This window comes from Enterococcus sp. AZ194 (assembly GCF_051713825.1).
Classification (GTDB): domain Bacteria; phylum Bacillota; class Bacilli; order Lactobacillales; family Enterococcaceae; genus Enterococcus_K.
In genome coordinates this window covers 2,837,131-2,859,015 of the sequence record NZ_JBIOQR010000001.1, presented here as the reverse complement: position 1 = coordinate 2,859,015, position 21,885 = coordinate 2,837,131, and the positions used below count along the sequence as shown (strand labels likewise).

The 21,885-nt window shown below is 38.0% G+C and carries 17 protein-coding genes and 1 other annotated feature; of the genes, 10 read left to right on the top strand and 7 right to left on the bottom strand.

Annotated elements, in window-relative coordinates:
- Position 1 precedes the first annotated feature (1 nt).
- From IGI37_RS13470 to IGI37_RS13460, 3 genes are all read right to left on the bottom strand, one after another.
- On the bottom strand, positions 2 to 691 hold the full coding sequence (locus IGI37_RS13470) for a type 1 glutamine amidotransferase (RefSeq protein WP_438762521.1): 690 nt from the start codon (positions 689 to 691) through the stop codon (positions 2 to 4).
- On the bottom strand, positions 684 to 2,033 hold the full coding sequence (locus IGI37_RS13465) for a MurT ligase domain-containing protein (protein WP_438762519.1): 1,350 nt from the start codon (positions 2,031 to 2,033) through the stop codon (positions 684 to 686). The genes IGI37_RS13470 and IGI37_RS13465 overlap by 8 nt, the downstream gene beginning before the upstream one ends.
- Before the next feature lie 544 nt (positions 2,034 to 2,577).
- Entirely contained in the window at positions 2,578 to 3,978 is a 1,401-nt protein-coding gene (locus tag IGI37_RS13460; protein ID WP_438762518.1) for a TrkH family potassium uptake protein, read from the bottom strand.
- Positions 3,979 to 4,501: 523 nt separating this feature from the next.
- On the opposite strand from IGI37_RS13460, the gene IGI37_RS13455 reads away from it, so the two are divergent.
- Positions 4,502 to 6,886 (top strand): Xaa-Pro dipeptidyl-peptidase, encoded by a 2,385-nt coding sequence (locus IGI37_RS13455; protein WP_438762516.1) that lies wholly within the window; start codon positions 4,502 to 4,504, stop codon positions 6,884 to 6,886.
- A gap of 278 nt (positions 6,887 to 7,164) precedes the next feature.
- On the opposite strand, the gene IGI37_RS13450 is transcribed toward IGI37_RS13455, so the two are convergent.
- The 4 genes from IGI37_RS13450 to IGI37_RS13435 are packed head-to-tail and all read right to left on the bottom strand — an operon-like array spanning position 7,165 to position 12,194.
- The gene (locus IGI37_RS13450) at positions 7,165 to 8,211 is read right to left on the bottom strand and encodes a LacI family DNA-binding transcriptional regulator (RefSeq protein WP_438762514.1); all 1,047 of its coding nucleotides are present in this window, start codon (positions 8,209 to 8,211) and stop codon (positions 7,165 to 7,167) included.
- A gap of 31 nt (positions 8,212 to 8,242) precedes the next feature.
- On the bottom strand, positions 8,243 to 9,232 hold the full coding sequence (locus IGI37_RS13445) for an aldose epimerase family protein (RefSeq protein ID WP_438762512.1): 990 nt from the start codon (positions 9,230 to 9,232) through the stop codon (positions 8,243 to 8,245).
- Complete coding sequence (gene pgmB / locus IGI37_RS13440) at positions 9,222 to 9,896, bottom strand: beta-phosphoglucomutase (protein ID WP_438762511.1); 675 nt, start codon at positions 9,894 to 9,896, stop codon at positions 9,222 to 9,224. Before pgmB ends, IGI37_RS13445 begins: the two co-directional genes overlap by 11 nt.
- Positions 9,897 to 12,194, bottom strand: a complete 2,298-nt coding sequence (locus tag IGI37_RS13435) for a glycoside hydrolase family 65 protein (protein WP_438762509.1) — start codon at positions 12,192 to 12,194, stop codon at positions 9,897 to 9,899.
- Between the two features lie 244 nt (positions 12,195 to 12,438).
- On the opposite strand from IGI37_RS13435, the gene IGI37_RS13430 reads away from it, so the two are divergent.
- The 9 genes from IGI37_RS13430 to IGI37_RS13390 all read left to right on the top strand — a co-directional run bounded on the left by IGI37_RS13430 (position 12,439) and on the right by IGI37_RS13390 (position 21,593).
- Positions 12,439 to 14,610: a PTS transporter subunit IIBC gene (locus IGI37_RS13430; RefSeq protein ID WP_438762507.1), complete on the top strand. Its 2,172-nt coding sequence runs from the start codon at positions 12,439 to 12,441 to the stop codon at positions 14,608 to 14,610.
- A gap of 118 nt (positions 14,611 to 14,728) precedes the next feature.
- A complete protein-coding gene (locus tag IGI37_RS13425; protein ID WP_438762505.1) occupies positions 14,729 to 15,562 on the top strand; it encodes an endonuclease/exonuclease/phosphatase family protein in 834 nt (277 codons plus the stop codon).
- Between the two features lie 60 nt (positions 15,563 to 15,622).
- Positions 15,623 to 15,853 (top strand) — a binding site (T-box leader).
- Positions 15,854 to 15,924: 71 nt separating this feature from the next.
- Positions 15,925 to 17,076, top strand: a complete 1,152-nt coding sequence (locus IGI37_RS13420) for a 5-methyltetrahydropteroyltriglutamate--homocysteine S-methyltransferase (RefSeq protein ID WP_438762504.1) — start codon at positions 15,925 to 15,927, stop codon at positions 17,074 to 17,076.
- Positions 17,077 to 17,166: 90 nt separating this feature from the next.
- Complete coding sequence (locus tag IGI37_RS13415) at positions 17,167 to 17,640, top strand: S-ribosylhomocysteine lyase (protein WP_438762502.1); 474 nt, start codon at positions 17,167 to 17,169, stop codon at positions 17,638 to 17,640.
- A 15-nt stretch (positions 17,641 to 17,655) separates the two neighbouring features.
- Positions 17,656 to 18,150, top strand: coding sequence for an SDR family NAD(P)-dependent oxidoreductase (locus IGI37_RS13410; protein WP_438762500.1), 495 nt, complete (start codon positions 17,656 to 17,658; stop codon positions 18,148 to 18,150).
- Positions 18,128 to 18,403 carry a MetQ/NlpA family ABC transporter substrate-binding protein gene (locus tag IGI37_RS13405; protein WP_438762498.1) on the top strand — a complete coding sequence of 92 codons (276 nt, stop codon included), beginning with the start codon at positions 18,128 to 18,130 and terminating at the stop codon, positions 18,401 to 18,403. Before IGI37_RS13410 ends, IGI37_RS13405 begins: the two co-directional genes overlap by 23 nt.
- 606 nt (positions 18,404 to 19,009) lie before the next feature.
- Positions 19,010 to 19,195: a hypothetical protein gene (locus IGI37_RS13400; protein ID WP_438762496.1), complete on the top strand. Its 186-nt coding sequence runs from the start codon at positions 19,010 to 19,012 to the stop codon at positions 19,193 to 19,195.
- Between the two features lie 182 nt (positions 19,196 to 19,377).
- Positions 19,378 to 20,307 carry an ABC transporter ATP-binding protein gene (locus IGI37_RS13395; RefSeq protein ID WP_438762495.1) on the top strand — a complete coding sequence of 310 codons (930 nt, stop codon included), beginning with the start codon at positions 19,378 to 19,380 and terminating at the stop codon, positions 20,305 to 20,307.
- 5 nt (positions 20,308 to 20,312) lie between these two features.
- The gene (locus IGI37_RS13390) at positions 20,313 to 21,593 is read left to right on the top strand and encodes an ABC transporter permease (RefSeq protein ID WP_438762494.1); all 1,281 of its coding nucleotides are present in this window, start codon (positions 20,313 to 20,315) and stop codon (positions 21,591 to 21,593) included.
- Positions 21,594 to 21,885: the final 292 nt, after the last annotated feature.

Sequence of the window (21,885 nt, the reverse complement as noted above, 5' to 3'; positions counted from 1 at the left end):
CTTATTTAAATTCTTCTGGCAAGTCTAGCTTTTGCCCGTATTTTTTTTCTAGAGCCAGTTTAAGTAAACGAATGGCCAGTTGTTCGTTACGTGAAAGGATAGGTCCGTGAAAGTAGGAACCATAAACGTTTTTGTAAATGACGCCTTCTGATTGATCTTCCCCGTTGTTGCCGTGGCCTTCGATGACTTTACCAAGAGGGCGTTCTCCTTTACCTAAAAAGGTCCGACCATTATGATTTTCAAATCCATAATAAGTCTCATCAAATTCTTCATTGTATATCTCGATATCCCCAATAAAACGGTTGTTCTCTTGACTCAACGTATAGTGGTCAAGTGCGCCAATCCCGCTAATCTTTTCGCCATGTGCACCCATATAGTAATGGCCCAGTAGCTGATAACCGCCACAGATTGCTAGCATGACGCCATCGTTTTCGATATATTCAATCAAGTCTTCTTTTTTCTCTTGGATATCTTTTGAAACAATCACTTGTTCAAAGTCTTGTCCGCCACCAAAAAAAACTAAATCATACTTTTTTGCATTGAAGGGCTCATGAATACTGACGACTTCAGACTGGAAGCTTATGCCCATCTTTTTTGCGTAGTAGTTTAGCATCAATAGATTGCCGTTATCGCCATAAGTGTTTAATAAATTCCCATATAAATGAGCGATTGTTAACTCATAATTAGCCACGATCCATTCCTCCTTTGATATAGCCTTGGTTTGCCAGCTCTTTTCTTAATTGTAAAACGGCTGTATACGTAGCAAGGATGTAGACGTGTTCAGTAGGTAACTGTTTGATATCTTCAATCACTTCAATTAAATCTTTGGTTTCCGTTAATTGGTCTTCAGAAATTCCGGCAACCTTTAAGCGTAAGGCCATGTCTTTATGACGATCGCCACCTGCTAGAACGGCTGGAATATCCATATCGGCAAAAGCTTCATGATTGCCGTCCCAAATCCAACTAACATCAATGCCATCTGCGTAGTTAGCATTTAATAGGCAAACTAATGAGAATGAGTAAGGTGCCAAGCCTATCATATCGATAACTTGATTTAGTCCAACTGGGTTTTTTACAAGTACTAGGGTACATTTTTTACCAGCAATATCGATAACTTCTTGTCGACCAAACACTTTTTCATCGTAGCTGAGACCTTGGCGGATTTTTTCTGCTGAGACACCGTAGTATTCAGCAACAGCAGCAGCTGAAAGAGCGTTATAGACATTGTACATCCCACCAACCTCAATGCCGTATTCCGTTCCATCGATGATAAAATCGGCGGAAGTGTTGTCCATCGCGACCATCTTAGTTAACTGATAGTCAAGGGCAGGTCTACGAAAGTCACAATTAGGACAATAGTAATCGCCTAAGTTGGCATACGTAATCATCTTGTAGTGAAGGATATGCTGACATTTTGGGCAAAGAACCCCATCTGTATTGTAATGAGCCATCTGTTCTCTAGGCTCTTCATGATTAAAGCCGTAATATTTTCGCGGATTGATCGTTTCTACAGAATTAAAAATAGGGGAGTCGCCGTTACACAAAATAGGGGCGTTTGGTGACTTTGCAGCTCCATCTACAATCATCCGATAGGTAGTATAAATCTCTCCGTAACGGTCCATCTGATCTCGAAATATATTGGTAAAAAGAAAAAGTTCTGGTTTGATATATTCAGTAACTTTACTCAAGCTTGCTTCATCAATCTCTAAAACCGCAAATTTCTTTTGGCCTTTTTTCGTTTTAGATTCTAAAAAGGTCGAAACAATCCCCTGAACCATATTGGCTCCAGTGGGGTTGGTTAAGACCTCGAATTCTTGTTTTAAGATATTGACTGTTAAAGCCGTCGTCAAGGTTTTTCCATTGGTTCCGGTAACGACCACAATTTGGTAATCTTTTGCTAATGTATCAAGGATATGTGGATCAATCTTAAGTGCGAGTGTGCCAGGAAAACTTGAGCCACCTTTGAAGAAATTCCTTAGTACCCACTGAGCTGTTTTTCCAGCGGTAATTGCCAGTTGACTTCTTATCCCCATGAATGAGACCTCCGATAAAATTTTCTATATAAACATCTATTTTTGAATGGAAAATGATTGTCAAAATATACATTTAATTATTGCAAATAGCTCCGTCTATCATAACATAAGTAGAAAAAAATGTGGACTACCACTAGGGCTTTCTTATGAAAATATAAAGGAACATTGAGCGGGATTTATTATTTTTTGCAAAAAAAAGAGGTTGGGACAGACGAGCTTAATTCCGAACCTTCAACTCCAGCACGTGACCTGCGTTGAAGTTGTTGAGAGCGAAACGCAGTCCTTCAATTCTTAAGGTGTGTCACCTTTAGAGATTGATGAGATCGAAGTGGTTTTACGGAGTGAAGACCTTCAACTCTAGCATGTCTCATGCGTAGAAGTTGTTGAGAGCGGAACAACGTGCAGATGGAGTCCCTTCTGCGCCACCATTTATTGGGATATTAAGAGTCTGAAACATAACTTTAAAAATTATGTTCCAGACTTACCCGTAGTTGGTGTTCCTATTTTTATTTTTCTGTACGAAACGACTATTTTTCCAGTCAGTTTACCCAATAATAATTTTTTCTGAAGGATATTCGTAACCCAAATCGCGTGTTTCTTTTGGTACAAACAACAATAAAGTGTATAGCATGCCGATACGTCCGATAAACATGAGAGCTGCAATTGTGAGCTTGCCGACGATTGTTAAATCACTAGTAATTCCAAATGAAAGACCAGTTGTTCCAAACGCTGAGGCAACTTCAACAATAATCGAAATTAAGGAATGATCCTCGATTGCGGTTAGAAACAGAACGCTGAAAAAGCACATGCCCAGTGAGAGCATAAAGACAACAATCGATTTCCTCACGTCATCGTCATCAATTTGACGGCCAAAAATATTGATTTTTTCTTCACTTTTTAAGAAAGAAAAGAGATACAAGCCGATGATGGCAATCGTCGTTGTTCGCACGCCACCCCCAACAGAACTTGGGCTACAGCCGATGAACATAAGTAGAGAAAAGACAATTAAGGTGGTTACCTGGAAATCCTGTAAATTATGAATTTGCAGTCCAGCATTTCTGGTAGTCATGGAGTAGAACATCGAATTCATCCACTGATTTACTGGGCTTAATCCAGAGAATAAATGATCCTTCTCTAGGAAGAAAATTAATAGAGTTCCAACAATGAATAGTAGAACAAAGGCCAAGACCGCTATTTTTGTAAACAATGAAAAGCGAAAGGGCAGCTTATGCTTCTGTTTTCGATAGGTAAACCACTCGCGGACTTCCATTAAGACCGGAAAACCGATTCCACCAATGAAAATCAAGAACATGATGCTTAACAAAAAGGGATAGTCATTGGCAAAAGGAATGATCGATTCTCCCGTGACATCAAAGCCTGAGTTAGTAACAGCTGAGATAGCTTGATAAAAGCCGTTAAAAAGAGCATCTCCCCAATTATCAAAATAATGGTTAAAATAAAAATAGAGAGAGAAAAGCAAACCAAAGCCAAGTTGAAAACCAACAATAATTCCTAAGGTTATGCGAATCATTCGAACGATACCGCTCAAGCGTGGTTGGTTCATATCGGTCATAATTAGTTGACGTTGTTTTAAAGAGATACGGCGTTTTGAAATAATAAAAAAGAAGGTCGAGATCATCATGACTCCTAATCCGCCAATTTGAAATAAGAGCTCTAAAAGAATCACGCCGCGGTCATTAAAGACACTGTTTATATCAAAGGTTGTCAATCCTGTCACGCTGATTGTGCTGACTGCCATAAATAACATATCAATAAATTTTACAGAAACGTTTGGTTCTCTAAAAAAAGGCATATAAAAAAGACCCATTGAGACAATCGTCATAAGTATGTAGTAAGAGACAATAATTTGGATAGATGAAAAATGACTAGCAACGAAGCGATTGCCTCGTTTTCTAGATAAACGAACTAAACGGCCGAGATTCATAACGGGCCCTCCTAATAACTATTTATGATTCAGTATACAGGGATTGAATATGATTAGCTATAGATGAATAAAAATTTGAGGAACAAAGTGAGCTTAACTCTCAGACTCTTCAATGAATGGTGAGGGCTCATAGTAATCAATGAATCCTTCTCTATTATAGAGTGCAACAATCATGCCTTGTATTGTACTCTAAAAAAAATTATAAAAGGAAGTCTCTTTCTTTGCTGTTGACTATCAAGTTAATCTTACCTACCAAAAAAAGTAAAATCCTTACGCCTGTTTCCCATAGGAACATTATACCTCCTATAACGTTTCTTGAATAGAAGATGATTTATCTTAACCAGCCTCAACCTTTCCAATGAGTCTAAGTAAGCTGTCACTCTGCTGCTAGTCAAACACGCATGAATTCGCATATATAAAACTGAAAAAGAAAGCGGCGCAGAATTTATAAAAAGAATTCTTTGAATATCAAACGACAATCCGTCATAATATACTGGAAAAGAAAAAAGAGGAGTTTTAAACGATGAAAATAAATCAGTATAGCCTAAAACCGACAGACCGCGAAACGATGATTCAAGAATTAAAACTAATTGATTGTTATGAAGAACAAAAAACGGCAACAGATCAATGGTTTTCATTTCTCTCAAATGGTTTTCCTGAGGTTCAAGAAGCTTCCGGTCTAATAGAAAAATATAAATTACTCTTAGCATCTGAACAGTTGAACCTAGCTGACTTCAAAAATTCAAAGCAGATTGTGACAAAAGAAATCTTCTATACGATTGCGTTACAGCTGTTGGAGTTTCAATTGGGAATTGATTTTCAGGTATCTTCTATTTTAGCAGATACCAAAAAACTGGGTATATTTACAGTTAAAGGATCGCTTGAAACAAACGAAGACGTGATAGAAGCTTGGTATTATTTATTGAATACACATACCAAGAAGGGTTTGAGTTATTTGGATTTGTTGGCAAGTCGAGGATTTTATGCAAAAAGACATCCACTAAAACCGCTGTTTTTTAATGGGAAAGCGCAAGCGGTATTCGACACGAATAAGCTGATTCGAGAAGTTGTCTATGTAGAAGCGCCGCTAGATACAGATGAGGATGGAAAAAGAGATTTATTGAAGGTTGAGATTTTGAGACCGTCAGAAACTTATGACGGCTTACGTGTTCCAAGTGTTTTTACAGCGAGTCCTTACAACCAAGGAATTAATCCAGAAGCTGGGGAACGAATGATGCATGAGGTTAATGTGCCATTAACTAGAAAAGAACCTAATGAGAGAAGTTATGAAGAGATACAGTTTGTTCCTGTAGAGAAAGCTATACCGGCCGAACGTATGGTCAATGGGCAGACAACAAAAGCCTCAGAAACTTTTATGAGAGAAAAATCTTATGCACTGAACGATTATTTCTTAGCCCGAGGGTTTGCTGCGGTCTATTCTGCAGGGATTGGAACGCGTGGCTCTGATGGGATTCAGACGTGTGGTTCAGTCGAACAAACGATTGCGACAACGGCAGTGATTGAATGGCTTAGCGGCAATCGTCGTGCATTTACGAACCGAACAGATGGGATAGAAATTTCTGCTTGGTGGAGTAACCAAAAAGTTGCCATGACCGGAAAATCTTATTTGGGGACATTAGCGACAGCTGCCGCTACAACCGGTGTTGAAGGATTAGAAACGATTATCTCTGAGGCTGCTATTTCTGATTGGTATCAATATTATCGCGATAATGGCTTGGTGATTGCGCCAGGAGGATACCCCGGTGAAGATGCGGATGTACTCGCCGAAGAAACGTTTAGTCGAATGCATGATGCAGGTGACTATTTGGCGATGAAAGAATTTTTTGATCAAAAGCAGAAGGAAATGACTCGATTACAAGATCGAGTAACAGGTGATTATAATACTTTTTGGGATGAAAGAAATTATTTACCAAATGTAAAAAATATCAAAGCAGATATTGTCATGGTTCATGGTTTAAACGACTGGAATGTCAAACCACGACATGTTGCTCATTTATGGGAAGCATTAAAAGACGTTCCGGTAGAGAAAAAACTAATTTTACATCAGGGACAGCACATTTATATTCATAATATGCCATCAATTGATTTTAACGATATGATGAATAGTTGGTTATCTTATAAGCTGTACGGAATTGATAACCAAGCCGATAAGTTATTACCTAATATACTTGTTCAAAAAAATAATCGAGCATATACATGGGAGAAATTGGAAGAATGGGGTTCAGATAAGCTGGCAACATTTTATTTGGGGGAGACTCAACTATCCAAAGAAAAACAATCAGGCATGAAAACCTACAAAGACCAGTTGGAGGCAAAACAATTTGCGACTTACACCACAAATGTCGCTAAATGGGAAGCGGATATAAAACGAACTGAAGGACCTATGCAGGGGCATCGTTATTTGGCAAAAACAGCGCCATTAGAAGAAATGGTGACGTTGAACGGGCAACCTGTTTTGAGGCTGAAAATTGCTTCAAGTGTTAATTTTGGGATGGTAAGTGCCCAACTTGTTGATTATGGAGAAACAAAACGCTTAACAGAGGTTCCCGCAACCATTGAACTGAAGGGACTCCCTTTAGGGCATCAATGGCGAGAAGAGGATATAAAAGAGTTTCAACTAGGCAAGACGTCCTCTCATAAAATGATTACGAAAGGACATATTAATCTACAAAATCGTCAATATCCTTGGAAAACAGATGACTTAGCAGCAGATGAATTTGTTGAAGTAGAAATTATCTTGCAACCGACGATTTATGACTTAGCTAAAGGACATCAAATTGGGCTAGTTATATACGGTACGGACTTTGGTATGACCGTTAGAGGAAATCAAGAGATTAACTATACGTTGGACTTTGAGGGTTCTGAGATTAGCCTACCTGTTCAATAAAAGCTCCATCCAATCAGAGAGTTTGTGGCTGTAGATAAAAAATAGCAGTATAGATAGTAATAGAGAGCATGGGACATAACTTTTTGAGTTATGTCCCATACTCTTATTATCCGAATAAACGATGGGCACAGAAGCAACTCCATCTTCACGTTGTTCCGCTCTCAACAACTTCTACGCATGGGGACATGCTAGAGTTGAAGGTTCGGAAATAAGCTTCTGTCCCAACCTCTTTATTTTGGAGGCAATTCATTTATGGAGCAATTTCTGCACGTTTTCTCTTATTCTTCGGAGTTATTGGCTTCAGTCATGGACCTGTTCTGAAAGGGGACGACTGTCTCACGTTTGACGAGATGATGAGGGACGACTAAACGAACACCCGTTGTCAACACTTCATGAATTTGGTCCATCAGTTTTCTCATAGCCATGGTTCCAAGCTCAGAGACATCAACATCGATACTGGTTAAGTAAGGATGCATTAATGTTGAAAAGATGGAATTATTAAAACTAATAACAGAAAAGTCTTCCGGAACCGAATAACCAAACATTTCTACCAATTGAATAATTCGAAGTGCAAAGATATCGTCAATCACAACAGCAGCTGTCGCTTGGCTTTCTTTTAGCACCTGTTCAAAGCGAACATAATCTTCGGGTTGTTCTAATGCAATGCTAGAAAGAGCTGGCAAACCTGCGAGCATCATGGCCTTTTGATAACCAAAGTAGCGTTCAAAATAGACACTTTCATGCGTTGTATTGGTGATAAATAGAATGTTTTTATGTTGTTTTTGCAAAAGATAATCTGTTGCGTGTTTTCCTAATAGCTGATTGTCGTTATCGACATAAACAATTTCTTCCTCATGTTTATAAGGCTGTCCCACTAAGGTAAAGGGAATCTTATTTTCGTACAGATAATTGATGACCAAATCATCCTGGTCAGAATAGACAAGGATAAACCCATCAACTTGTTTTTGACGATGCATACGTTGAACATTCTCTAACAAACGAGGAAAGCTTTTGGCAGTTGCAATAGCTGTTGTCATCTCGTGTTTTTGCGCCTCATCATTGATAGCTTCAATAATTTCTAAATAAAAGGGATTGCCAATTCGTTCCTTCGAATCTAAGGGTGGCAAAATAACACCAATTGCACTAGATGTGCGTTTTCCTAAGTTTCGAGCAGCGATATTAGGCACATAACCCAACTCATCCATTACCTTGCGGACTTTCTTTTTTGTCGCTTCTGAAATACTTGGATGATCATTAATGACGCGAGAAACGGTCGAGGTGGCAACGCCAGCTCGTTTTGCCACATCTTTTACTGTAATGGTCATTATTTGCCACTCCTTTTTGTTGAGTTGATTTTTATAGACAAGAAAAAGTATAGGTGGTTTCTTCTCGTTTTTTCTGTAGCGGATGAAGCTCAATTGTGCCCCAAGACGGCTGATGAATAATGTCTGGAATTTGTTGTGGTTCGATGGCAAGTCCGTAGTTTGAGTGCATCGGGCGACCATTCACTAAAAATTCCGCACAAAAACCGGTCGTAGAAAATAATACCACACTTTGATTCGTTGTTGCTACGGTCAATTTTCTTCCTGAAAGAGGCTCACTCAAAGTCAAGGCACTTGTTTGATTTTTATCTAAGACAAAACAATCATCTAGTCCGTCTTTAAAGGTTGCGAGAATCTCTTCAAACGAATGAGTGGTTGAAAAATCAAGAGGCGCTTCAGACATAGATAGGCGTCTCCCAGTTGGTAGTTTTTCGTTATTTACAGCGACTAAATGCTCTGCTTGAACACAAAGCTCATGACTGGTCAAATCGCGTTTGCCGTCTCCTGAGAGGTTGAAATAACTATGACTGGTCGGATTAACGATGGTTGTCTCTGGACTGGTATATTCTGTCGTCATGATAAGTGTTTGAGCGAATAATTTATAGGTAACACTGACCATTATGGGACCAGGATAACCAGAGTAATCGTCTGTCAAATGAAAACGAACACCGATAGCCTGGTCCTCTTTAATCGTCTCAACTTCCCAAAATTGATAAGCCCACCCTTTAGACCCACCATGGATATGATGTGCGCCACAGTTTTTTTCTAAGGAATAACCGTTCCAATCGGCTTCTTTGATTCGGCCAGCTACGGGTCCAACGATTGCGCCAAAATAGCTTTTATCTGCGAGTAAATCAGACGGTTGATCAAAGGAAAGCAGGACATTTTCTAGTTTTCCTTTTTTATCAGGTGCCAGAATTTGATCCATTCTGGCACCAAAGTTATAGAAGGAAGCGACTAGATAGTCATTACTTAGCGTGATCTTAACTAAACGATTCGCAAGTGGTTCAATCTTAATGTTCATGAAAAGAGTCAGTCCATTGTGCAACCAAATAGTCAACAGTCAGTTTGGTTGTATCAGGCACTAAGGCAATATCAGCCCCTAAGTCTTCCACACGACCAACGCCAATTGGTAGGGCGCCACTCTTTTTAATTGCTTCAATTCCAGCCTGCGCATCTTCAACACCGATACATTCTTCTGGTGTTAGTCCCACTTTTTTTGCTGCTAAAATAAAGATGTCTGGCGCAGGTTTACCGGCTTTCACACTCGCTGGATCTGCAATTGCATCGAAATACGTTTCAATCTCCATTTTGTTTAAAAGAAAGGGGCCGTTTTTACTTGCAGAGGCCAAGGCGACTTTTTTTCCATCAGCCTTTAGACTTTTTAGTAAATCTAAAATCCCTGGGTAAACATCTTGAGGCGTGATTGCTTGAATCATTTCAACGTAATATTTGTTTTTCCGTTGTGCCATTTCAGCAAACTCTTCAGTCGAAAATTCATTTTCTTTATCGCCATAAGCGAGCATGCGTGAAAGAGAATCCTCACGACTGACTCCTTTTAGTTGTTCGTTAAAGGCACGGTCAATCGTAATCCCAATTTCTTCACCCAATTTTTTCCAAGCGCGGTAATGATATTCCGCTGTATCCGTGATGACACCATCCAAATCGAATAAGACACCTTTAAACATTTATTTAACCTTCTTTCTTAGGGGTAAAGTTGTTTTGTCTGTTAATGAAATTTTTTGATCATACAGTGTCACGTCAAGTGGGGCACCAGTGACCAGTTCAAGCGAAACGGATTGCGTATTTACAGTAATTAACAGTAGGCGCCCCCGATAATTAATATGAAACGCATAAGCCTGCCAATTCGTTGGTAAGAATGGTGCAAAACTTAGGGCTTCATTGTCTGTCTTCATTTGAGCGAAGCCTTGAACAATGGCTAACCAACTACCTGTCATAGAGGTGATGTGTAAGCCGTCTTCTGTGTCATTGTTGTAGTTATCCAAGTCTAAACGAGCGGTCCGTTGATACATTTCCATTGCTTTTTCTTCAAGACCTAACTCCGCAGCCAAAATGGCATGGATACTAGGCGATAAAGAAGACTCGTGAACGGTCATCGGCTCATAGAACTCGAAGTTTTTGCGTTTTTCTTCTAATGTATACTGATCGCCAAAGAAATAAATTCCTTGCAACACATCGGCTTGTTTGATGAAACAAGAACGAAGAATTTTATCCCATGACCAGTGTTGGTTTAAAGGTAACTCCTCTAAATTCAACTCGGAAACAGGCATCAAGTCTTTATCTAAGAAGGTATCATGTTGAACAAAGAGACCTAATTCTTGATCCATTGGGTAATACATATTTTCAACAATCTCTTGCCATTTTGTCAGCTCAGCTTCGTCAATTGTTAGAGATGTTTTATTCTGGTATTTTAAATAAGATTCGCGTGTATAGCGTAATACCCATGCTGCAATCGTGTTGGTGTACCAGTTATTATTGATATTATTTTCATATTCATTTGGACCCGTAACGCCGTGAATCATGTATTTTTGCGCACGTTTTGAATAGTGTACACGGTCTGCCCAAAAACGAGCTATTTCCGTCAAAACTTCTAAACCTTTCTCTTTCAAGTAAGAAGAATCGCCCGTATAGTTTGTATAATTGTAGATAGCGTAAGCAATTGCGCCATTTCTATGGATCTCTTCAAAGGTTATTTCCCACTCGTTGTGACATTCCACACCAGTAAAGGTCACCATTGGATATAAAGCGCCGTTTAACCCTTGCTGGCGAGCATTATGTTGTGCTTGCGGTAATTGGTTGTGACGATAAGTCAGTAAATTTTCAGTCACAGATGGGTCAGCCAAAGCTAAGTACAAAGGAACCGCATAAGCTTCTGTATCCCAATAGGTTGCCCCGCCGTATTTTTCACCAGTAAAGCCTTTTGGTCCAATATTTAAACGTTCGTCCTCACCGTAGTAAGTAGCAAACAATTGGAATAAATTAAACCGAATTCCTTGTTGCGCTTCAGGATCACCTTCAATCACCACATCTGCTAGCTCCCAACGAGTAGCCCAAGCTTTGATCTGGGCATCTCTATGTGGCGCATAGTCAAGTGTTAATTTGCCAAAAAGGGAGGTTAATTCAGTGACCTGTGAAGCCTCTGGAACGTCACGACTTGTTAGGACTAAGACTTGTTTTGTCAGTTCAAAAGAATCATTTTCCTTCAGTTTGAATAAAAAGCTTTCTTCGACGACTAGCGGGTGAGTCTCTGTTGAAACTGTCCGCACATAGTCTTGATTACAGTGGCACTTGTGTCTCATTGCTGAGGTCACGCTAAACTGCTCAATTCCAAACGCATTAGGAATTGTTTGTGTACTTAAATAAGAAAATAACTCTAAGGAGCTGGCACCTTTTGGCTCCCAAAAATGTTCCTCGTAGTTGCTATCTTCATTCTGGACATTGCCGTCTAACTTAGAAACAACAGTGATTTCTGCTGTCCCCATTAAAACCTCTGCGGATAGATGAATCATGGCCATTTCTTTTTGGACAATACTCAAAAAACGTTCAAATGTAAAACGAACCGTAGCGCCACCTTGTGTAATTGTGAAACGGCGAGAAAGAATGCCCGTTTTCATATCAAGCTCTAAGTAAAAATCTTCAGGTTCAACTGCATAGAGGTCGACTGCTTGTCCATTGATTGAGATGTCCATAGCAATGTAGTTCACACTATTAATCACTTTCCCAAAATAATCGGGATAGCCGTTTTTCCACCAACCAACACGCGTTTTATCAGGGTACCAAACGCCTGCAAGATAACTACCTTGGTGATGATCTCCTGAGTAAGCTTCCTCAAAATTACCACGCATTCCCATATAACCATTACCTAAACTAGTTAAAGATTCTTGTAAGCGACGTTCTTTTTTATCTAATGTATGTGTAGAAACTTTCCATGGATCTACTTCGAATAATCGGTGCATTTGTTTCATTTGATTTCCTCCTATTTCTTTTATGTCTTAATAATAAACGCAATCGGTTGCGTTAGTCAATACCTTTGCTACGAAATATTATCGATGGCGCAACAAAAGCGATTGCCAAAGCGTCTGTGATATCCATTTCGATTTTTTAGGACGTATCTTTAACAAAAGAATTTTCTTTTTCTGTTTACAAAAAATAATTTAGTCGCTATAATAGTTTTGTAAACGAAACCGATTGCGCAAAGGAGCGGAAAGTATGAAAAAGTTATTTAGTTTTGAATTTTGGCAAAAGTTTGGAAAAGCCTTAATGGTTGTTGTGGCAGTGATGCCTGCTGCCGGGTTAATGATTAGTATAGGGAAATCAATCCCACTAATTAATCCTGATTGGGCACCACTCGTGACAACAGGGAGTGTGATTGAAACATTAGGTTGGGGGATTATCGGCAACCTACATTTACTATTTGCTTTAGCGATTGGCGGAAGCTGGGCTAAGGAACGTGCAGGTGGAGCATTTGCTGCTGGGATTTCTTTTGTTTTAATTAATCGAATCACTGGCGCCATCTTTGGTGTAACTAGTGAGATGTTAGCCAATGAAGAAGCCTATACACATACCTTATTTGGAACAAAGATTATGGTTAAAGGATTCTTTACAAGTGTTCTAGAAGCACCTGCTTTAAATATGGGGGTCTTCGTTGGGATTATCGCCGGGTTTGTGGGTGCTATGGCCTTCAACAAATACTATAACTTTAGAAAATTACCTGATGCTCTTTCTTTCTTTAATGGGAAACGGTTTGTGCCGTTTGTGGTCATTCTTTGGTCCACTATTGTCGCTTTGTTACTGGCAGTTGTGTGGCCTTATATTCAAGCGGGAATTAACAACTTTGGTTTATGGATTGCTCAGTCGCAAGATACAGCCCCAGTGTTAGCCCCGTTCCTATATGGGACATTGGAGCGTCTGTTGTTACCATTTGGTTTGCACCACATGCTGACGATTCCAATCAACTATACTCAGCTCGGCGGAACGTACGAAATTCTTTCTGGTGCACAAGCGGGCACACAAGTCTTCGGTCAAGATCCACTATGGCTTGCATGGGCTACAGACCTAGTGAACTTAAAAGGGGCAGGCGATATGTCTCAATATAATTTCGTTTTAGAAAATTGGACGCCAGCTCGTTTTAAAGTAGGTCAAATGATTGGTTCATCTGGTATTTTGATGGGACTTTCTTATGCGATGTACAAAAATGTCGATGCAGATAAACGGAAGAATTATAAATCAATGTATTTTTCGGCAGCTTTAGCCGTGTTCTTAACAGGTGTGACAGAACCACTTGAATTTATGTTTATGTTTGCTGCGGTGCCTTTATATATCGTGTATTCGATCATTCAAGGACTCGCTTTTGCCATGGCGGATATTCTATCTTTACGTGTGCACTCATTTGGAAATATTGAATTGTTGACTCGAACACCACTAGCAATTAAAGCTGGTCTTGGTGGCGATTTGATTAACTTTGTTTTGATGGTGATTCTTTTTGCAGTTGTGACTTATTTTATAGCAAATTTCTTAATTAAAAAATTTAACTATGCAACGCCAGGTAGAAATGGGAACTACGATGGGGAAGCAGTAGAAACCAATGAAACTTCAGGAAACGCCTCAACTGCCAATCAACAAGTGATTGATATTATCAATTTACTAGGCGGTCGCGAAAACATTAAAGAGGTTGACGCGTGTATGACTCGACTGCGTGTAAGTGTCAACGCCCATGACAAGGTCGCCAAAGAAGAAGCTTGGAAAAAAGCTGGAGCAATGGGCTTGATTGTCAAGGATAATGGCGTTCAAGCGGTTTATGGACCGAAAGCGGACGTTTTAAAATCAGATATTGAAGATCTATTAAACTCAGGAGTTGCTATTCCTAAATCTGAGGGAACACCTGCTCCTACAGCTGCTCATACAACAACGCAAGCCTTCCTGGGCAAAAAAGAAGAGTTGTTTTCATTAGTTGATGGAACAGTCATTCCTATTGAGGAAGTTGATGATCAAGTCTTTTCACAAAAAATGATGGGTGACGGATTTGCCGTAATTCCAACAGATAACAAAATTTATGCGCCAGTCTCTGGGAAAATCGTCAGCATTTTCCCGACAAAACATGCACTAGGGATTCAAACAGCTGATGGTGTGGATGTTCTAATCCATATGGGAATTGATACGGTGGAAATGAAGGAAACAGCTTTCGAAATTTTCGTTTCAGAAGGGCAAGAAGTGACGGCTTCGACTCCAATCGCAAATGCTGACTTAGAAAAAATTAAAGCAGCAGGCAAAATGACAACAATGTTAGTGGTCTTTACAAACGGAGAGAAAATAGCTGAGTACCATCTGATGAAGACGGGAGAAATGCCCGCTAAGTCAAACGTGGGCTACCTAAACATCTAAATAAAAAGTACCAAGAGTTTGCTAAAGAAACAGAAAAATTAGTGTAAAATAACAAAGGAAAGGCTGTGACTCATGTCATGGTCTTTCAATCTAGTAAGAGAACAAAAGGAGTGGGGATATGAATTTACTGACACTGAATACCCATAGTTGGATTGAAGAAAAGCCTTTAGATAAATTAGAGGCTCTAGCACAAGTCATTCATGCAAAGGATGTCGCTGTGATTGCTTTACAGGAAGTAAATCAACGTATCGATAGTGCAAAGGTTACTTTAGATGAAACCTTTCATCCGACAGTTAAACAAGTAGCTATACATGAAGATAATTTTGCCTATTTACTGGTCAAACGTCTCAAAGAATTAGGCAGTAACTATCATTGGTGTTGGATGCCCAGTCATATTGGTTATGACATCTATGAAGAAGGCGCGGCCATTCTATCTAAGACTCCACTTGAAGCGGAATCGTTGGTTGTTTCAGAGACAAAAGAGTTTACGGATTATCATACACGCTGCCTAATAGGAGCCACAACTGAGCTAGGTGGGAAAACTATTTATGTGATGAGTAGCCATTTTTCTTGGTGGATTGATCAAAACAGTGGCTTTTCTTATGAGTGGCGAAACACAAAGGAGCTTCTTTCAAAAAAGAGACAGCCAATATTTATGCTAGGGGATTTGAATAATCCTGCACATATCATAGGTGAAGGCTACGGCCAAGTGTTGGCTAGTCAACTACCACTTACTGACTCTTACTTGCTTGCTGAAGAGATAGTCGGAGACGCGACCGTTGAAAAGATTATCGACGGCTGGGAAAATAATAACGAGCGTTTACGCATTGATTATATTTTTACCTCTGAGTTGTTTGAGGTCTCAAATTATGAAGTCATTTTTGATGGAAAAGAGACACCAATTGTCAGTGACCACTTTGGAATTTTGGTCTCTGGAAAATGGAAAGATTAAAAAAGTAGTTGACAAATGAAAATTCAAGAAGTAAACTAACCTCAACATCTAATTGAATTTTAATTTACATTGAAGAGAAGAGTAACAAATACGCTGAGGCAAGAGAACCCGGATGGTGAGAAAGGGAACTGAGCAAGTTTGTGAAGATGAGCTCTGAGTTTTTATATGGTTCACGCCATATGAACGGGTGCAACCGTTATATTGCCGGGTTTCAACAGGAACCGATGAGGTACTTTTTCCGTGAGGGAAGTATAAATGAGGGTGGTAACGCGAAAAGCATTCGTCCCTTTGTTTGTCGAAGAATCGGCAGGCAAAGGGACGAGTGCTTTTTTTAATTTTATAAAAAAATGGAGGAATAAAAAATGACCAATCAAACACTAACAAAACGTACCGTTTCACCTTACCGCTATGATGTGGTAGGAAGTTATCTGAGAACACAAGCGCTAAAGGATGCCCGAAAAGCACTTGAAGCGGGGGAAATTACTCAAGAAGAATTGAGAGCTGTTGAAGATCAAGAAATTATCTCTTTAATAAAAAAACAAGAGCAAGTAGGACTAAAGGCCGTTACAGATGGTGAGTTTCGTCGTAGCTGGTGGCATCTTGATTTCTTTTGGGGCTTAAAAGGAATCTCCTTTCATGTACCGAATCATGGCTACTTTTTCCATGGTGAGGAAACAAGACCAGGAACAGTGATTGTCACAGGGAAAATCTCAGGAGAAAATCACCCCTTTGTTGCCGACTATAAATTTACTCGAGCGCATACATCAGAAGGTATCGAAGTGAAACAAACTATTCCCGCGCCGGCTCAGCTTTTAGTTGAGTTACTAAGTCCAGACAATCGTGCTACAGTGGATGAATTTTATGCGAGTGTGGAGGATCTTGTGGCAGATATTACACAAGCATACAAACAGGTCATCTCTGACTTATATGCAGCAGGTGCACGAGTGATTCAGTTTGACGATTGTACATGGGGTGTTTTAGTGGCTCCTTTACCTAAAGGTTTTATTGCGGATACACAAGGCACTACAGATGAAAAAGAAGTTCGAAACGAGTTGAAAAAACTTTATCTAGCAACAAATAATGCTGTTTTTGAGGGGCTACCAGAAGATTTGGCCGTTACCACGCATGTGTGTCGCGGAAATTATCATTCTACTTGGGCTGCATCAGGTGGTTATGAAGATGTGGCGGATGCTTTGTTTGGCGAAGAACAAGTTGATGCTTATTACTTAGAATATGACAGTGACCGTTCAGGTGGATTTGAGCCGTTAAAACATATCGAAAATAAAAAAGTCGTGCTAGGGTTAATTACATCCAAAAGTGGCGTGTTAGAAAATCGTCAAGATGTGATTGATCGAATTCATGAAGCGACAACCTATGTACCTTTAGATGATTTATGTTTGAGCACTCAGTGTGGTTTTGCTTCGACTGAGGAAGGAAATATTTTGACTGAAGAGGAGCAGTGGCAAAAGATTGCTTTTGTCAAATCCATTGCAGAAGAGGTTTGGGGGGCGTAGCTTTAATTTATCGTCCCAAAAATTTCGGTAAATGAGTTATAAGGAAAACAAAAAAATAGTTGACTGACTTATAACAAGGAGAGAATGAACATGGCAGAAGTAGAAAGTTTTACATTAGACCATACGAAAGTAAAGGCGCCTTATGTTAGAGAAATTGCCACTGAAACAGGGCCTAAGGGGGATGTTTTAACCAATTTTGATTTACGGTTTGTTACACCAAATGAAAACGCGATACCGACAGCTGGTTTGCATACGCTTGAACATTTGTTAGCCGATTTATTGAGAGACCGCGTCGAAGGGATTATTGATTGCTCACCATTTGGTTGCCGAACTGGCTTTCATCTAATTGTTTGGGGCAATCCTTCATCGACTGAAATTGCGCGAGCGTTAAAAGAAGCATTAGAAAAGATTGTCCATGAAATAAAATGGGAAGCTGTTCAAGGGACAGATATTGTGAGCTGTGGAAATTACAAGGATCATTCGTTATTCGCCGCAAAAGAGTGGGCGAAGCTGGTCTTGGAAGAGGGCGTTAGCGATCAAGCATTTGAACGTCACTTAGTATAGAAGTGAGGAGTGGCGATGAATCAATTCGGGTTGAATAAAAAAGTTGTCTTAGTAATCGGTGGAGCAAGCGGTATTGGTGCTGCGATTGTTACCACGTTTCTACAAGAAGGGGCGTTAGTGATAGATGCAGACGTTGCTTATGGAAATCATTTATTAGAAAAAAGAACGGCTACTTACTGGCAGGTGCATATTGACGTAGCGATAGAAAAAAACGTCCAACAGGTAGTGAAACAACTTAGTGAGACGTCACTGATTCCTGATATTTTTGTTGAGGTAGCAGGAGTTTCTACCATGGATTTTCTAACTGAGAGTCAAACAAGCGATTTTGACCACGTCTTGGCAGTCAATACACGCGGGGTCTATCTCACTTGTAAGTATGTCGTGAAAGAGATGCAAAATCAGAAAAAGCGGGGGCGAGTTATCTTGATTTCTTCTCAAGCAGGAAAAAATCCCTATCGTGGTATGTCCGCTTATGTAGCCTCAAAGCATGCGGATATTGCCAGATGTTGATTTGGCATTAATTAGTAATACGGTTGCTTTAGAAGGAGGTTTGAATGTCTTAAAGGATGCACTTTATTATGAAGAGGTTAACGAAGAGACAAAAGAGAGTATCAATATCTTAGCGACCAAAAAAAGTCGAGTGAAGGAAGCAAAACTGCTGACATTGGTGGAGCTATATCATAGTAGCACAATAGAATTTTATGTAAACGCTCTATCCCTTATTAGACGATGGATAGAGCGTTTTTGTGGTTTAAGTGAATAGAGTGTTTGACCTTGATTTACATTTGTAAATCAGAAAATCTAGTTGTTTTTCAACTGAAATATTTTTTATTTATTGCTTAAATTAAATATAGATCAAGTCAGTTATTTCTAATATAAATACGCAAGTTAATGGGTTGGAAAATTCACATGAACATCTCTAATATCTATGGATAAATAAAGAAATACCATCGAGCAAATACTTCAATAAATGCTATTTCCAGAAGATAGATCTTATAAAAAAGCAAAGGAGTAATTTTATAGCACAACTAAAAATGGACACTTAAAAGTTGATTGTGTCTATACATTTCGAATTAAATGTAAATAAAATCTAATGAATATATGGTTGCTTGGATAAAAAATTAGATATTAAACAACTAAACTATTTACTAAGCTAAGTACATAAAATTTTTTGAACAGTCAAAAGCTAGGAATTTAGACATAAATCAAAATGGAGCACCTAAAAGCGTTTTAAATAGGAATGAGACTGTGAAAAAATTTGTTGTTGTCAACGCTCTCTTTGTAGTTTTTTGAAGCGAAAAAATATATTGACTGTTATTTTAAAAATAGGTAAACTTATGTTGATACTGAGTGGGAATTGGAGGAGAAAATGCAATTTATAGGGATTTTATTAGCAGTGTTTTTACTAGTGATATTGAGTTTCAAAGGAGTGAATATAGTTGTTGGTACGATAATATCTAGTTTTGTTGTGACCTTTACAAGTAAAATGGATATGAGTACTGTATTCTTTGGAGATACTAATTCCTATATGGCAGGAGCAAAGGAATCCATATGATCCCTTTGCTCATTATTTATTGGGCATGTTATTATATAAAACTCCTAAAGAAATTGGAGGAAATCGTAAGAAAGCATTGAATCATTTTAGAATGAGTAAATATTTAGGATATAAAGAGGATATCTCAGTTTATATAGAAGATCTAACATAGTCTATTCAAAAAAAATGAAAAGGGAGATCATATGGATTTTGTAAAAATAGATAATTTGGTTAAAAGATATGGGGATTATGAAGCACTTAATATAGAAAATATTTCTATTAAAGAAGGGGAGATGACTGGCTTACTAGGTCCTAATGGTGCTGGGAAATCAACCTTGATTAATATTTTAACTGGTTTAGATGAACAAGACAGTGGTTCAATTTTTTATAATGGGGAAGAAAAAATTCCTAAAGAAAACATCGGTTATGTTCCACAAGATATTGCGCTGTATGAAGAATTAAATGCTGTAGATAATTTAGCTTTTTTTGGATCTATGTACATCAATGATCGAAAAAAAGTTAAAAATAAAGTTAAAGATATCATTACTATGGTTGGATTAGAGAGTAAGGCTAAAAAAACAGTAAAGACTTATTCAGGCGGGATGAAAAGAAGAATAAATATTGGAGCTGCTTTAGTTCATGATCCACAAATTCTTTTTTTCGATGAGCCTACAGTAGGAATTGATCCTCAATCAAGAAATTATATTTATGAGATAATCAATAATTTAAAGGATGCAGGTAAAACACTAGTTTATACTACTCACTATATGGATGAAGTAGAAAAACTATGCGATTCTATTTATATAATTGACGAAGGAAAGGTTATTTTGAAAGGTCGAACTAAGGAACTGTTACAGAGTTTAGGAAAGAGTATTTTGGAGCTTACAGTTAAAAATTCATCTATTAATGATGAGCTAGTTTCAATAATTGAAGAAATTCCTGAAGTCAAATTTTTAAGTGTGAGGCAAGAAACCTATTATTTTAGTATTAATAAAAGTATAGAAGAGATAACAAAAGAATTGTTAGATAAGACAAGCAAAAACAACATTACAATTGATTCACTAAATTATTCTTCTCCCAACTTAGATACGTTGTTCTTAATACTAACTGGTAAAGAGTTAAGGGAGGGATAATGAAAATGAGATGGAAATATATTGCAATAAAAGATATAAAAATTCTATTAAAAGATCCTAGTGCGCTAGTTGTACTATTAATATTGCCATTGATGTTTATGACCATCATGAGCTTTGCACTAAAAAATGAGTACGGCAGTAATGATAATCCAGTTACCTTAGGATATTTCGACAAAGATAACACGAAAGTATCTCGTGACTATTTGACCAAAATTGAAGAGTCAAAAGGGATCAAATTAGAAAAAATAAGTACAGTAGAAGACTTTTCTAAATACAAGAAAGAGAATAGATATATTGTTTTGTTCACAATACCTGAAGGTTTTGAAAAGTCAATAATTGATAATGCTAAAATTAATATCGAAATGTTTTCTGATGCTACTCAAGCTACTACAGCGAATGTATTGATTCAGTCAATTATAGGAGTTTCTAGAGCTTTTGAAGTTAAGTACCAATTAGAGAGCTATGGTAGAAAACAGGCAGACATGACTAATAAATTTGTTAATGATGCTATCACGGGAACTGTTAAAGGCATTGAAGGTCAATTAGGCATGGAATTATCAATTGATAGTCCTCAAAACGAGGATAAAGAAGAAAGTATTAGTAAAGATACCGAAAAATTGATGAAGGAAGAAGTAGAAAAGCAAAATATCTCTGTTGAAAATGTATTTAGTAACGATCAGAAAACATCACCAAACTCATTTCAGCAAAATGTTCCTGGCTATGCTGTCATGTTTGCCTTCTTTATTGTGATGTGGTCAGGAAAATCATTTTTGAAAGAAAGAGAAAGTGGAACATGGAAGAGATTATTAATATCTAAAGCTAGTTCGTTTGATTTGTATTTTGGAAAATTCATTCCAAACTATATAGTGAATTTCTTTCAAATTCTTTTGTTGTTTCTATTTGGAAGTTTAGCATTTCAAATGAGTCTTGGAAAAGATTCGTTTGCCTTGCTGGTAATGATAGCTATTTTATCTTTATGTAGCACGTCTTTAGGGGCTTTACTATCATTAGTAGCAAAAACTGATTCACAACTTACAGGTTATTCCTTGTTCATAGTTCTATTTTCTGCTGCGTTGGGAGGGACTATGGTTCCTTTAAGATTAATGCCCGAAATGATGCAAAAAATTGCAAAAATAGTTCCTCAATCTTGGGCTCTTGAAGGGTTTCAGAAGATTATAGTAAGCAATGGAAATATGTCAAGTATAATAACAAACATGACTGTCTTATTAGGCTTTTCATTGGCATTCCTGATGTGTTCTTTAGTTCTCATCAGAACAAAAAAATAGGAGATTGTAAAAATGAAGTCAGTAATAAAAAACATTAGTGACATGGCTAAATTAGCTCCAGATAGAAATGCATATATTTCTATAAATGAAAAGTAACATACTTGGAGTTAGTGGTAGAAAAAATTATTGAAGATAAATTCAGTTCATTCAAGCATATGATTCAAATAATTCAATTTTGAGGATCAGCAGTTTGTTGCAACTAGAAAATTTCTACCACTCAATTTTTCTAAGATATTAATGTTGTATATATGAAAGTAACTGAAGTAAATCCAAGAATGTTTAACTTTTATAA